The following is a 14672-nucleotide window of genomic DNA, read 5'->3' as shown; positions in this document are numbered from 1 at the left end:
CGCTCGGCGTAAGCTGTCGAAGCGCCGCATCGGCTAGCGTCCTGCCGACGGCGGCATCCTCACATCGCACTCATGCACTGCCTGGAGGCTTCACCGCAATGTCGCAGCCGAATGCTCCTGTTTCCGGTTCCGCCGCCGCTCAAACCACTGGCGCGCGTCTCGTCGTCGATGCTTTGCTCACGCACGGTGTCGAGCGTGTTTTCTGTGTGCCTGGCGAGAGTTTTCTTGCCGTGCTGGATTCGCTGCACGACGAGACCGAACGCATCCAGACCATTGTTTGCCGTCACGAAGCGGCCGCGGCGAATATGGCGGAGGCGGTCGGCAAATTGACCGGCCGGCCAGGCGTCGCACTCGTCACACGCGGACCGGGCGCCACGCATGCGTCGATCGGCGTGCACACCGCGTTTCAGGATTCCACGCCGATGATTCTGCTGATCGGCCAATGCGCGCGCGAGCATCTCGACCGCGAGGCATTCCAGGAGATCGACTATCGGCGCATGTTCGGCCAGATGGCGAAGTGGGTCGCACAAATCGACGATCCGAAGCGCATTCCCGAATATCTGAGCCATGCGTTTCACACGGCGACTTCCGGGCGTCCAGGGCCCGTGGTGTTGTCGTTGCCGGAAGACGTCTTGAGCGATGCATGCGAAGCCGTGGCCGGCGCGCCGGCGTATCAGCGCGTCGCGGCGTCACCGTCGGCGGCGCAGATCGAGAAGTTGCGCGTATTGCTCGAAGGCGCGCAACGGCCGATGGTGATTGCGGGCGGCAGCGGCTGGACGCCTGCTGCGTGCGCGGACTTTCGACGCTTCGTCGAAAACTGGCAACTGCCGGTTGGACTCGCGTTCCGCTTTCAGGACACACTCGACAACGAGCATCCGAACTATGCCGGCGACGTCGGCTTGGGTATCAATCCGGCGCTGGCGCAACGTATCCGCGACGCCGACGTGCTGCTCGCAATCGGACCGCGTTTGGGCGAAGCGACGACCAACGGCTACACACTGCTCGACATTCCGAAGACCAAACAAACGCTCGTGCATGTGCATCAAGGTGCGGAGGAATTGGGCCGCGTGTATGCGGCGGATCTGCCGATCGTTTCCGGCATGCCGGAGTTGGCAGCGCTGCTTGCGGAGTTGAAGCCTTCGTCCGATAAACTCGCCTGGTCTGGTGCTGCGAACGAGGCGCATCGAGCGTATCTCGAATGGCGCAAACCGCGTCGGATTCCCGGCGACGTGCAGATGGGCGAAGTGATCCAGCAGTTGCGCGCGCATCTACCGGACGACGCGATTCTCACCAACGGTGCGGGCAATTACGCGACGTGGCTGCATCGGCACTTTTCGTATCGCCACTACCGTTCGCAGCTTGCGCCGACGAGTGGTGCAATGGGCTACGGCGTGCCGGCGGCGATCGCGGCGAAGTCGATGTATCCGCAACGCGCTGTCGTTGCGCTGGCCGGCGACGGCTGCTTCATGATGGCCGCGCAAGAACTCGCGACGGCGATGCAATATGACCTGCATGTGCTGTTCATTGTGGTGAATAACGGTCACTTCGGCACGATCCGCATGCATCAGGAGCGGCATTATCCGAACCGCGTGCATGGCACCGGGCTCACTAATCCGGATTTCGCGGCGTTCGCGCGTTCGTTTGGCGCGCATGGTGAGACGGTGGAGCGGACTGAGGATTTTCTGCCTGCGCTAAAGCGTTCGATGGAGGCGAACTGCGCGGCGGTGATCGAGATTCGTATGCCGCAGGAAGCGAGCACGCCGGGTGCGACGTTGGAGCAGATTCGGGAGCAGGGGAGGAAGATGCGAGGGGAGTAGTTGCGTTGTCGTGCCATTCGGCGCGCGACGTCGCCAAGCACCAAACAAAAAGCCCTGCGTTCGAAAACCGCAGGGCCTTTTTTTGCATCGGCTGCCGCGTCAAACCATCACGCGGCAGCCGAGTGCTCTAGCAGGTAGAGCAGCTTACTTCCCACCCACGCTTTGCAGCGTCGTCCACTTGCCGTCGACAACCTTGTACAGCGTGATGCCGCCGTTCTTCAGGTCGCCCTTGCTGTCGTACGCGAGGTTCGACGCCGTCACTGCCGGCATCGAGGTCTTCGCGAGCACCGGCAGGTACTTGGCCGGATCGGTCGAGTTCGCCTTCTTCATTGCGTCGAACATGGCCATTGCGCCGTCATAAGCGTACGGCGAGTACGTTTGCACGTCTTCGTTGAAACGCTTCTTGTACTTCGCGACGTAGTCCTTGCCGCCCGGCATTTCTTCCAGCGGCAGGCCGGCGAGCGATGCCACCGTGCCGTTCGCCGCGTCACCCGCGATCTGGATGAACGTCGGCGTGTGGACCATTTCGCCGCCCATCAGCGGCGCCTTGATGCCCAGTGCCTTCATCTGCTTGACCATCGGTGCCGCTTGCGAATCCGCGCCGCCGTAGTAGATCAGATCCGGTTGCACCGACTTCAGCTTGGTCAGGATCGACTTGAAGTCGACGGCCTTGTCGTTGGTGTATTCACGATCGACGATCTGGCCGCCCGCTGCCTTCGCTGCCTTTTCGAACTGATCCGCCAGACCTTGGCCGTAGGCCGTACGGTCGTCGACGATCACGATCTTCTTCATGCCCAAAGTCTTCACGGCGAACGTGCCGGCGACCGACCCTTGCTGCGTGTCGGACGTCATCATGCGGAACGTGGTCTTGAAGCCTTGTTGCGTGTATTCCGGCGCCGTCGCCATTGCGATTTCGGGGATGCCCGCGTTCGCGTAAATGCGCGAAGCCGGGATCGTGGTGCCCGAGTTGAAGTGGCCGAGCATGCCCTTGATGCCGTCATCCACCAGCTTCTGTGCAACCGTCGTGCCGGTGCGCGGGTCAGCCTGGTCGTCGGCCGAATCCAGCACGAAGCGGACTTGCTTGCCGCCGATCACCGGCTTGGTCGCGTTCATGTCTTCCACTGCCAGCGTGATGCCGTTCTGGAAGTCCTTGCCGTAGTGCGCCTGCGCGCCCGTCATCGGGCCGGCGAAGCCGACCTTCACATCTTCCGTCGATTGAGCATTGGCCGTCCCCGCCAGCGACATCGCTGCAACCAGTGCAGCGCCTGCCAGCTGTTTCATCTTGTGTTGCATAGCTTCTCCTTGGTACCAGGTGTGGATGGAGCGGTTTCGGGGTCGCCGTACCGCTTCCTTCTTTTTTGAAAAGATCGTTAAGGTTCGCTCAACCGATCGTCATCAAATTCGCATTACCGCCGGCTGCTGCCGTATTCACGCTGACCGAGCGTTCCGTCAACAGACGCTCGAGCGCGTAATCCTCATCGCCGCTTTCCAACGCGCGTGCCGCGACGCCCTGCACCGAAACGATCGGGCCCGGACGCTTCGCGACTTCCTTCACCAGCGCCAGCAGTTCGTCGCTATCGCCTTCGAACAGCACGGCGTCGAACGGCGTGTCGGCGCTCTTCTTCACGCTCGCATGTGACTTGAGCGTGGCGGGCAACTGCGCCACCAATTGTTCACCAGCAGCGCCTTCGAACAACGCGCGATTTCCCGTAGCCAGCGCCGCGGCGAACTGCACGCGCGCACCGCTCGCCGTCGATGCAACACACAGCACCGTGCCGCGCGCGCCGAGCGTGTACGTGTTGCGCTCGCCAGTCGGTCCCGACAGTACCGCGGTGGCGCCCGCCGGCACATGCGACAGATAGCCGTCGCAGCGTGCGGCCAGCACCGGCTGTTGTTCCGCGATCAGCCAGTCGCGATACGCCGTCAACGCAGCGGACGGATTGTCGCTGTTTTCTGCCGCGTGCGGTACATCCGCGACCAATGCCTGTGCGAGCGACTTCGGCAAACCGGCCGGACGCGTCGCCAGTAAACGCTGCAGATACAGCGCGCCGCCCGCTTTCGGGCCCGTGCCCGACAAACCTTCACCGCCGAATGGCTGCACACCCACCACAGCACCGATCACATTGCGGTTCACATAAATGTTGCCGACGTGCGCGCGGCTGATCACGTGAGCAATGGTTTCATCGATCCGCGTATGGATGCCGAGCGTCAGGCCGTAGCCGGTCGTGCGGATCTGTTCCAGCAGCTTGTCGAGCTGGCTGCGGCGATAACGCACCACGTGCAGCACCGGGCCGAACACTTCGCGCTTCAATTCGTCGATGCTGTCGAGTTCGATCAGCGTCGGCGGAACGAAGGTGCCTTGTGCGCAACCGTCAGGCATCGGCAGTTGCTCGACCTTGCGGCCTTTCTCGCGCATCGCCGCGACGTGCGAGTCGATGCCGCGTTTCGCGTCGAGGTCGATCACCGGACCGACGTCGATCGACAGACGATCCGGATTGCCCACGGCGAGTTCGCGCATCGCCCCGGTCAGCATCTCCAGCGTGCGGTCCGCAACATCGTCCTGCAGACAAAGAACGCGCAGCGCGGAACACCGTTGACCGGCGGAGTCGAAAGACGATTGCAGCACGTCCGCGACCACCTGTTCAGCCAGCGCCGACGAGTCGACGATCATCGCGTTCTGGCCGCCCGTTTCGGCGATCAGCGGAATCGGCTTGCCGTCCGGATCGAGGCGGCTCGACAGCGTTTTGTTGATGAGGCGCGCCACTTCCGTCGAACCGGTGAACATCACCGCGCGGGTGCGCGGATCGGCCACCAACGCAGCGCCCACCGTTTCACCATTGCCCGGCAGCAGTTGCACCGCGCCGGCCGGCACGCCGGCTTCGCGCAGAATGCGCACGGCTTGCGCGGCGATCAGCGGCGTTTGTTCAGCCGGCTTCGCGAGCACGGTGTTGCCGGCAGCAAGCGCCGCGGCCACCTGGCCCATGAAAATCGCCAGCGGGAAATTCCACGGGCTGATACAGACCACCGGACCGAGCGGACGATGCGTGTCGTTGGAGAACTCGTCGCGAATCTGCGTGGAGTAATAGCGCAGGAAGTCGATTGCTTCGCGGATTTCCGCGACCGCGTTGGCCAGCGACTTGCCGGCTTCACGCACCACCAGACCCATTAGCGTATGCATCTGCGCTTCGAGCAGATCGGCGGCACGCGCGAGGCAATCGGCGCGCGCTTCGACCGGCGTGGCTTGCCAGATCGGTGCAGCGGCGACGGCATGCGCCAGCGCGGCGCTCACATGCTCCGGCGTCGCTTCCACGACCGTGCCGACGAGGTCGCGATGATCCGCCGGATTGCGCACGTCGCGCGCGACGCCGACGGCGATCTCGTTGTCCTCGAGCATCGGCGCGGCACGCCACGGATGATGCGCGCTCGCCAGCAACGCCGACGACAGCGACGCCAGCCGATGCTCGTTCGACAGATCGAGGCCCATCGAATTGAGACGCTCGGCGCCGTACAGGTTGCGCGGCAGCGGAATCTTCGCGTGCGGCGCGCCGAGCGGCACGATCTTCGAGGCTTCGTCGACCGGGTCGGCGATCAGGTCCTTGATCGCGACGCTTTCGTCGGCAATGCGATTCACGAACGACGTGTTCGCGCCGTTTTCCAGCAAGCGGCGCACGAGGTACGCGAGCAGCGTTTCATGCGTGCCGACCGGCGCATACACGCGGCACGGACGGTTCAGCTTGTCGCGGCCGGTGACTTCCTCGTACAGCGGCTCGCCCATGCCGTGCAGGCACTGGAACTCGTACTGGCCGGGATAGTAGTTATTGCCCGCGAGGTGATAGATCGCGGAGAGCGTGTGCGCGTTGTGCGTGGCGAACTGCGGATAGACCGCGTCGGGCGCGCTCAGCAGTTTTTTCGCGCACGCCAGGTACGACACGTCCGTGTAGATCTTGCGCGTGTAGACCGGATAGCCTTCGAGGCCGTCCACTTGCGCGCGCTTGATTTCGGTATCCCAGTACGCGCCCTTCACGAGGCGCACCATGATGCGGTGACGGCTACGGCGCGCCAGATCGATGATGTAGTCGATCACGAACGGGCAGCGCTTCTGATACGCCTGCACCACGAAGCCGATGCCGTTCCAGCCGGCCAGTTCCGGATCGAAGCACAACGCTTCGAGCAGGTCGAGCGAGATTTCGAGGCGGTCGGCTTCTTCGGCGTCGATGTTCAGGCCGATGTCGTAGCGGCGCGCGAGGATCGCGAGCGAGCGCACGCGCGGCAGCAGTTCGCTCATCGTGCGTTCCTGCTGCGAACGCGAGTAGCGTGCGTGCAGCGCGGAGAGCTTGATCGAGATGCCCGGGCCTTCGTAGATGCCACGGCCGCCGGCAGCCTTGCCGATCGCGTGGATCGCCTGTTCGTACGACGCGTAGTAACGCTGCGCGTCAGCTTCGGTGGTGGCCGCTTCGCCCAGCATGTCGTATGAGTAGCGGAAGCCGCGCGCTTCGTACTTGCGGCTATTGGCCAGGGCTTCGGAGATATTCTCACCTGTGACGAACTGCTCGCCCATCAGTCGCATCGCCATATCGACGCCCTTGCGGATCAGCGGCTCGCCGCCCTTGCCGATCAAACGCGTGAGCGCCGACGAGAGACTCGTTTCGCTATTGGTCGTCACCAGCTTGCCGGTGATCATCAAGCCCCAGGTCGCGGCGTTGACGAACAGCGACGGCGCCTGGCCGACGTGCGATTTCCAGTCGCCCTTGCTGATCTTGTCGCGGATCAGCGCGTCGCGCGTGGCGCGGTCGGGAATGCGCAGCAGCGCTTCGGCGAGGCACATCAGCGCCACGCCTTCCTGGCTCGACAGCGAGAACTCGTGGATCAGCCCTTCGACGCCACCGCCCTTGCTCTTCGTACGCAGCGTCTCGACGAGCTTGCCGGCCATGGTCTGCACATCGCCCGCGAGGTTTGCCGGCAAGCGAGCCTGCCCGACCAGGAACGGCAAGCATTCCGGCTCCGGACGACGGTAAGCGGCCGTGATCGCCGCGCGCAGCACCGACTGCGGTTGCACGTTTTGCGCGAACTCGAGGAACGGGTGCGACGCGCCGTCTTCTTCCTGCTCGACCGTGGCGCCGTCGGCGAGATCCGCCGAGCCCGTCACGCCCGACAGCTCGGGCGGCAACTGACCGTGCTCGATCTTTTCGAGGTACGCGAAGATGGCCTGCTTGATGAGCCAGTGCGGAGTGCGTTCGAGACGAGTGGCGGCATCTTTCAGCCGGGAACGCAGGAGGTCGTCGACCTTGACGCCAAGGGTGGTGCTAGCCATGTTTCCTTCTTCGGATACCAGACGAATGTGCTGGAAAAAGACTAAAAGTTGGGCGAATCGTACGCCTCCCAATAAAAAGGTGCAACCATGTTAAACGCATGGTTGCACCCTGATGGGAGCCTTGTGCGGCGGGGGTTTGCGCCAGATGGCGCTGAGCGCGGGTACGGCGGTTGCGCTTAGTACTTTCCCTGGCGTGATTCTTTTTGCATTTACCCTTATCAGAACAGGTCGGCGCGCCGTTATACGGAACATAGCGGCACGCGGCCTCCGGGCCGCACAAAAAAACGGTACGGGGTTTTAGAGGACAGGCGAAATGGAAAAGTGGCTGGTGATATTGGGCATCTGGGCGATGTGCGCGACTTGCGCGGTGCTGTTCATCCGCGGCGCGACGCGTGGGCCGGGAAGGCGCGATGCCGAGGGACACACGCCCGCGGCATCGCGCGCATCGGCGAGCGACGCGCGGACCGCATTAAACGAGTGAATGGTCGCGTCCGGCGTTCCGTGCCGGACAGAGCGACGCCGATCTCCGGCTGGCACAGCGGCATGACGCATGCACCGCCCGGCTCGACGCCGCGGCGTGGCTTAGGTGCGTGTCAATGTTGATGAAGCGGTTCGAACTGCGCGCAGCTGTCGCCGGGCGAGACGAGTTGATCGTGCAGCCGGCAAAGCCGGCTGTCCGCCACGCTCGCGCCGAACGCGGAACCGAACACTGCGAGACCCGGAATGCCCTGCTCCAACGAATCCCGATTCTCAGCGCGATGCCGGCAGCCCGCGCAGCACGGCGCGCGCGTTTCTTCGCGCGCCTGCGCAGTACTGTCGATGCGGGCCGCGTTGCGCATCACGAGCCCTGCCCCAAGCTATTCCAGTACGGCGCGAACACGTGCGCGGACAGCGCGTAGCCGATGGCGATATTGACCACCACGCCCACCGTAAAGGCGAGGAACGGCTTCAGGCCGGTGGCGGTGAGCGAGCGTAAGCGCGTGGTCAGCCCGATGCTCAGGAAGCAGAAAGTGAACGCCCACGTGCGCAACGCCGTAATCGGCGCGACGAATTCGGGCGTCACCACCTTGCGGTAATCTGCCAGTGAATAGTGGCTGGCAATCCACGTCACCAGCGCCGACGCGATCACGAAGCCGATCACGAACTTCGGAAAGCGCGCCCAGATCTCGCCGGCATTGGCCTTGGCTTTGACGCCGCTGTCTTGGGACTCCCAGCGCGTCGTCGCGACGATCGCCAGCACGAACGCCCAGATCCCGATCCAGATATCGCGGCCGACTACTTTCATCAGCGTGAACGCCTGCAATGACGCCTCCGGCGCGCCCGCAATCGCGCCGCCCGCATGCTTCGCGAAATCGCCATACGCTTGCGCGGCCGCGATGCCGGCGGCGTCGGCGAATTCGGACGTGCCTATCCAGGCGCCGGCGACCGCGGTCGACAGTCCGAGCGAGCGGGACGCGAACGGCAACACGAAGATCATCACGATCGCCCACAGCACCACCAGCGTAATCGCCACCGAAGCCTGTTCGCGCTTGGCCCGCACCGCGCCGGCAATCGCGATCGCCGCCGAGACGCCGCACACCGCGCCGCCGACGCCGAGCACGGCGGCAAAACGCCGGTCGAGGCCGAATGCCTTCGCGGCAAAGAAAATCACGAAGAAGGTGACAAGCGAGACGATGGTCGCCTGCCCGACCGCCACCGGTCCCGCCCACACCAGCAATGTGAACGGCAACGTCGCGCCGAGCAGCACGATACCGACCTTGATATAAAACTCGACGCGCAAGCCGGCAGAAAACCATTCGGGCAGCGTGAACACGTTCGAGATCAGCAGGCCCAGCGCCAGCGCGACGAGCGGCGGCTCGAGGTTGTACTTCGACGCGTTGACCCACGCGCCGAGCGTGAAAATCAGCGCCGACGCGATGAACAGAATCAGGAACGACGCCAGGAACGCGCCGACCCGCTGCTTCAGCGCTGCCAGGCTCACGCCGAATAGCAGGGCGAACGCGATAAACAGTGCGGCATAGTTGGGCAAACGCTTGCCGATATCCTGCGCGGCCTGCACCACGCTCGACCACTTGGCCGGCGCCACCGCCAGCCACTTGATGCTGCTGCCCGACGCGAACAGCGCCCAGGCGACCACGATCACCAGCAGGCCGACCCACACTGCCCACCAGTCTTCTGTCGAAAAAAGTCCGCCACCGTGCGTGCTGTGCCGATTCGTCGGCGCCGCGCCGGGTTGCAGCGTCGGATTGGTATCGCTCATCGCCATGCCCCGAGGAAGTTGAGATGCATCGGCGCGGGAATGTTGGAGTTTTGCCTGAAGGTGCGCCGATCCGGCGAAATATAGGCGAGCGGCGTTGCAAAACGAAACGACCATTCGCTCTAAGAATATGACCGAAAGGAGTAACGGCGACGTCGGCCGGGCGACGCGCCTTAGATGTCGAGCGGATCGACTTCGAGATTCCACCGCAGCACGCCTTTCAGACCGCGCAGCAGCGGCTGCCAGGCACGCAAGGTCGCCTGCAAAGCGGCCCGCGACGCGCTCTCGATCAGCAACTGCGCACGATGCACGTGCATCACCTTGACGATGGTGAGCGGCACGGCATCGTAGACGGTCACGCGTTCGGCGGCCGGAATACCGGTGAGTTCGGCCGCCGCCTGCTGCAGGAAGGCGAGCGCGGCTTCGAGCGTGCGGCCTTCGGCGCGCAGCAAAGCCTGATAGACGAATGGCGGCAAGTGCGCGTCACGCCGCTCGGCCAGCGTGGAGTTGGCAAAGCCGACGTAGTCATGGCGGCCTAGCGCGTGGTAGAGCGCGTGACGCGGATAGCGGGTCTGCACCAGCACTTCGCCGGGCAGACCCGCGCGGCCTGCCCGGCCGCTCACCTGCATCAGTTGAGCGAAGAGTCGCTCGCTCGCGCGGAAGTCGTGGGAAAACAGCGCCGTGTCGGCGTTCAGCACGCCGACCAGCGACACGCGCTGGAAGTCGTGACCCTTCGCGATCATCTGCGTGCCGACGAGGATGTCGACCTCGCCCGCATGGACGTCGGAAAACAGCGCTTGGGCGCTGCCTTTGCGGCGCGTGCTGTCGGCGTCGATTCGCAATATTCGGGCGCCGGGCACCGCGCTCGCCAGTGTTTCTTCGACGCGCTGCGTGCCTCGGCCCATCGGCGCGATGTCGACGTTGCCGCACTCCGGGCACGAGCGCGGAATGCGCGCTTCCCAGCCGCAATGGTGGCAGCGCAGTGCGCGCTCGGGCTTGTGGAGCACGACATAGGCGCTGCATCGCGGACAACCGGCGACCCAGCCGCAGGCATCGCAGGCAAGCTGCGGAGCGTAACCGCGGCGGTTCAGGAACACGAGGCTTTGCTCGCCGCGTTCGAGTCGCGCCTTCAGCGCGGCGATCAGCGGCCCCGACAAGCCTTCCACCGATGCCCGTCCACGCCGTCGCTCCTCTTCCAGATCGATCAGTTTCACGGTGGGCAGCACGGCCTCGGCGACGGCACGGCGCGACAACGTGAGCCGCTTGTAACGCCCCTGGTCAGCCTGCCACCAGCTTTCCAGCGACGGCGTGGCCGAGCCGAGCACGACCGGCAAGTCGAGTTGCTTGGCGCGATAGATCGCCAGATCGCGCGCCGAATAACGCAAGCCTTCCTGCTGCTTGTAGGCCGGATCGTGCTCCTCGTCGACGACGATGATCGCGAGCTCGGGCAGCGACGCCAGCACCGCCAGTCGCGTGCCGAGCACGATGCGCGCGCGGCCGGTGTGCGCGGCGAACCAGTTGCGGGCGCGCTCGCCTTCCGCGAGACCGCTATGCAGCGTGACGATCGACGTGCCTTCGAGCGCGGCGAAGCGTGCGCGGAAGGCCGCCTCGAACTGCGGCGTCAGATTGATTTCGGGTACGAGGACGAGCGCCTGGGCGTCGGGCTTCGCGGCCAGTATCTCGGCGAGCGCGCGCAGATAGACCTCGGTCTTGCCGCTGCCCGTCACGCCGTGCAGCAGGAACGGCGCAAAGCCTTCGGCGTCGCGGATTGCTTCGACGGCGGCCGCCTGCTCATCGGTGAGCGTGGGCAGCGTGGGCGCGGGCGCGTCAGGCGAAGCGGCGGCGGCAACGACGGCGGCGGCTTCAATGATGTCCAGCGCAACCCAGCCTTCCGCTCGCCACGCGTCGAGCGTTGCGATCGCTTTCGGGTGCAGTGCGCGGGCGTCGGCGGCAAGGAGGAATTCTGCCTCCGCCAAGGCCTGCGCCAGCTTGCGCAATGCGCTTGCCCGAGCCGGCAGGGCATCGGGCAACGCCGTGCGGCCTTCAGGCGTCAGGCTGTAGCGCTCTTCCGGCGCGAACAGGCGCGACCAGCGGGACGCATCGCGCAGCGCCTGCGGCAACGCGGGCAACGCGACTTCCCCCAGACCACGCTGGTAATAGTCGGCAGCGAAGGCAGCCAGCTTCAGCCATTCCGACGATATCGGCGGACAAGCGGTGCATACACTAGTCACCGAGCGAAGACGGTCGGACGGTACGTCGCTGTGAGCGGTCACTTCGCAGACGAGCCCGACGACATGGCGCTTGCCGAACGGCACGCTCACCAGGATGCCCGGCGCGACGGGTTCGGGCGTGTCGCACCGGTAGTCGAACAGGGTCGGCAGCGGATGATCCAGCGCAACGCGGACGAATACGTCACTCACGCGCGAGTAGAGATCAGAAGAATGGGCGCGACACGACGCCGCATCTTGGTGCCCATTACGCAGACGGTGAACCCGTCGAAGTTAAAGTAAAACTTCAATTTCGGCGCTAAGTTTTGGATTCCGCTGAACAATTGCAATCGGTCCGCGTGCCTGTGGATAACTTTGTTGAGAACTTTGCCCGGACAGCCCGGGAACCGCGCCGCAGCGGCCTTCTGTGGGATTCCGCACATTCTGTACTGATGCCGTGAAACCCTTGCCAGACAAGGCTTAGATCAAATGCGCCTGCAATGTGCAAGGGCCAGGACACGACTAAAGCTTCTACCGCGCCGCAGCGTGATGAATGTGCATAAGTCAAGTCTTGACTTTCTCAGGACCGCCATCTGACGGCCTGCTAGCTGCAAATATTCCCTTAGGCCGAGAGCCCAGTTCGCTGCGTTGCAACAAAAATTGGTAACGATTACGGCTTCATACCGGTGCATGAGCGCCACTGCGAATCGCCCGGCTGTGACGATGCACCTCGTCCACGAGTTCGGCGACGTTCTCCGGCGGCGTGAACTGCGAAATGCCGTGGCCGAGATTGAACACGTGGCCCGGGTGATTCCCGAAACTGTCCAGCACCGCACGCGCTTCCATGCGGATCGCAGCCGGCGGCGCGAACAGCACCGAGGGATCGATGTTGCCTTGTAGCGCCACCTTCCCGCCCACGCGCTCGCGCGCCTTGCTCAGGTTGACCGTCCAGTCGAGGCCGACCGCATCCACGCCGATCTCGGCGATCTCGTCGAGCCACGGGCCGCCGCCCTTCGTGAAGGTGATCACCGGCACTTTTTCGCCGTCGTGATCGCGCTTCAGCTGGCTCACCACCTGCTGGATGTAGTGCAGTGAAAAGCGTTGATAGACGCCGTCCGCCAGCGCCCCGCCCCACGTGTCGAAAATCATCACGGCTTGCGCGCCTGCTTCGATTTGCGCGTTCAAGTAAGCCGCGACCGAGCGCGCGTTGACGTCGAGAATGCGATGCATCAGATCCGGCCGCGCATAGAGCATCGACTTGACCGTGCGGAAATCCGCCGAACCGCCGCCTTCGACCATATAGCACGCGAGCGTCCACGGGCTGCCGGAAAAACCGATCAGCGGCACGCGTTGACGGCCTTGGGCGTCGGTGAGCGCGGTGCGAATTTCGCGCACGGCGTCGGTCACGTAGCGCAGCGTCGCGTCGATGTCCGGCACCGCGAGGCGCGCGACGTCATCTTCCGTGCGTACCGGGCGAACAAACTTTGGGCCCTCGCCGGTCACGAACTCGAGGCCGAGCCCCATGGCGTCGGGCACGGTCAGGATGTCGGAGAACAGGATCGCGGCGTCGAGCGGATAACGCTCGAGCGGCTGCAAGGTGACTTCCGTCGCGAACGCCGGGCTCTTTGCCAGACCGAGGAAACTGCCCGCTCGACCACGCGTGGCGTTGTATTCCGGCAAGTAGCGGCCAGCTTGCCGCATCAGCCAGATCGGCGTGTACTCGGTCGGCTGGCGCAGCAGCGCGCGCAGGAAAGTGTCGTTCAGGAGTTTATGGGCCACGTTGCGTACGACTGAGGGCAAAGGGGCATTTTACCGGACCCGGCTCACCGCATCGTGCTTGATCCGGCCAATAACTGTTGTGCGCGTCGCTCGCGGCCGGTTTTCCGCAGGCTGGCAGTGGCGTCGCGACCTGGCTGAACGGCCAATGTTCAAGCGCGAATTGCCGGGCTATTATCCGACGGACTCACCAAACAATTACATACAACCACGGAGACTCGATGAACAAGGCAGCATTCGCACTGCTCGGCGCGCTGGCCGGGCTTTTGATGCACGCAGGCGTGGCCGGGGCACAGACCAGCGCCACCGCCGCCGCGCCCTCGCGGCTCGACGACATCCTCGCGCGCGGCACGCTGCGCGCCTGCACGACTGGCGACTACAAACCGTACTCGTTCTATAAGACAGACGGCCAGTTCGAAGGCATCGATATCGACATGACAGAGTCGCTCGCTAAATCGCTCGGCGTCAAGACGGAGTACGTCAAGACATCGTGGTCGAACCTGATGAACGACTTTGTGGCCAAATGCGACGTCGGCGTGGGCGGCGTGTCGCCGACCCTCGAACGGCAAAAGCGCGCATTTTTTACGGAGGCCTACATGGTCGACGGTAAGACGCCGATCGTTCGGTGTGACGACGGCAACAAATATCAGACCGTGGCGCAAATCGACCAGCCGGCGACGCGCGTGATCGTCAATCCGGGCGGCACCAACGAGCGCTTCGCGAAACAGTACTTTCCGCATGCGAACCTGACCGTGTATCCGGACAACGTGACGATCTTCAAGCAGATCCTCGCCGGCAAGGCGGACGTGATGGTGACGGATGCGTCGGAGACCCTGTTGCAGCAGAAGCTGAATCCGGGACTTTGCTCGGTGCATCCGGACAAGCCGTTCCAGTATGGAGAAAAGGCCTGGCTGCTGCCGCGTGGCGATGTGGCGTTCCAGCAGTACGTCGACCAGTGGTTGCACCTTGCGCGCGCCACAGGCGAATACCAAGCTATTTCAGACAGATGGCTGAAGTAGCGTCATGCGTTTTTCGGCCGCCTTACTTTTCGGTTTCCACTGTAAGGCGGTGTCGGTCGAGATACGCCAAAAGGACCTCCCTCGCGCGCCAATCATGTAACGGTGCAGGGCGCTGTTAAGTAAAAACCGAACAATACTGTCAAATCGATTAATCAGCGAACCGGCCCTTGTGCCCCAATTGCGTATAGGAGGGATGTTGCAACGCAGCCAGGCGGCATTATTTAGATTCCGGAAATCGGTCCGGGCGGGCAAGCACCTGTAACACGGGCGATTCCTGTTCCAAAA

At 63.9% G+C, this 14672-nt stretch carries 9 protein-coding genes; 3 read left to right on the top strand and 6 right to left on the bottom strand.

The features are described from left to right. The first annotated feature begins 98 nt into the window (after positions 1-98). Positions 99-1817: a thiamine pyrophosphate-binding protein gene (locus P0D73_RS12360; RefSeq protein WP_408431510.1), complete on the top strand. Its 1719-nt coding sequence runs from the start codon at positions 99-101 to the stop codon at positions 1815-1817. A 144-nt stretch (positions 1818-1961) separates the two neighbouring features. On the opposite strand, the gene P0D73_RS12355 is transcribed toward P0D73_RS12360, so the two are convergent. Together P0D73_RS12355 and putA are read right to left on the bottom strand one after the other, a co-directional pair. Next, the gene (locus tag P0D73_RS12355) at positions 1962-3110 is read right to left on the bottom strand and encodes a branched-chain amino acid ABC transporter substrate-binding protein (protein ID WP_132376545.1); all 1149 of its coding nucleotides are present in this window, start codon (positions 3108-3110) and stop codon (positions 1962-1964) included. 88 nt (positions 3111-3198) lie between these two features. After that, positions 3199-7128 carry a trifunctional transcriptional regulator/proline dehydrogenase/L-glutamate gamma-semialdehyde dehydrogenase gene (putA, locus tag P0D73_RS12350; RefSeq protein ID WP_408431508.1) on the bottom strand — a complete coding sequence of 1310 codons (3930 nt, stop codon included), beginning with the start codon at positions 7126-7128 and terminating at the stop codon, positions 3199-3201. A gap of 313 nt (positions 7129-7441) precedes the next feature. On the opposite strand from putA, the gene P0D73_RS12345 reads away from it, so the two are divergent. After that, the gene (locus tag P0D73_RS12345; RefSeq protein WP_165923883.1) at positions 7442-7609 is read left to right on the top strand and encodes a hypothetical protein; all 168 of its coding nucleotides are present in this window, start codon (positions 7442-7444) and stop codon (positions 7607-7609) included. 112 nt (positions 7610-7721) lie between these two features. Here the strand turns inward: P0D73_RS12345 and P0D73_RS12340 are convergent, their stop codons facing one another. The 4 genes from P0D73_RS12340 to hemE all read right to left on the bottom strand — a co-directional run bounded on the left by P0D73_RS12340 (position 7722) and on the right by hemE (position 13371). After that, the gene (locus tag P0D73_RS12340; RefSeq protein ID WP_408431601.1) at positions 7722-7967 is read right to left on the bottom strand and encodes a hypothetical protein; all 246 of its coding nucleotides are present in this window, start codon (positions 7965-7967) and stop codon (positions 7722-7724) included. After that, positions 7967-9388 (bottom strand): YeiH family protein, encoded by a 1422-nt coding sequence (locus tag P0D73_RS12335; RefSeq protein WP_408431506.1) that lies wholly within the window; start codon positions 9386-9388, stop codon positions 7967-7969. The genes P0D73_RS12340 and P0D73_RS12335 overlap by 1 nt, the downstream gene beginning before the upstream one ends. Before the next feature lie 170 nt (positions 9389-9558). Continuing rightward, positions 9559-11805, bottom strand: coding sequence for a primosomal protein N' (locus P0D73_RS12330; protein WP_408431504.1), 2247 nt, complete (start codon positions 11803-11805; stop codon positions 9559-9561). A 465-nt stretch (positions 11806-12270) separates the two neighbouring features. Further along, entirely contained in the window at positions 12271-13371 is a 1101-nt protein-coding gene (gene hemE, locus P0D73_RS12325; RefSeq protein ID WP_408431502.1) for a uroporphyrinogen decarboxylase, read from the bottom strand. A 218-nt stretch (positions 13372-13589) separates the two neighbouring features. On the opposite strand from hemE, the gene P0D73_RS12320 reads away from it, so the two are divergent. Then, a complete protein-coding gene (locus tag P0D73_RS12320) occupies positions 13590-14387 on the top strand; it encodes a transporter substrate-binding domain-containing protein (RefSeq protein WP_408431500.1) in 798 nt (265 codons plus the stop codon). Positions 14388-14672 lie beyond the last annotated feature (285 nt).

The organism is Paraburkholderia sp. RL18-101-BIB-B, assembly GCF_046026985.1.
Taxonomy (GTDB): Bacteria; Pseudomonadota; Gammaproteobacteria; order Burkholderiales; family Burkholderiaceae; genus Paraburkholderia.
Note: the sequence above shows the minus strand (reverse complement) of the source record. Positions and strands in the feature narration are given on the sequence as shown.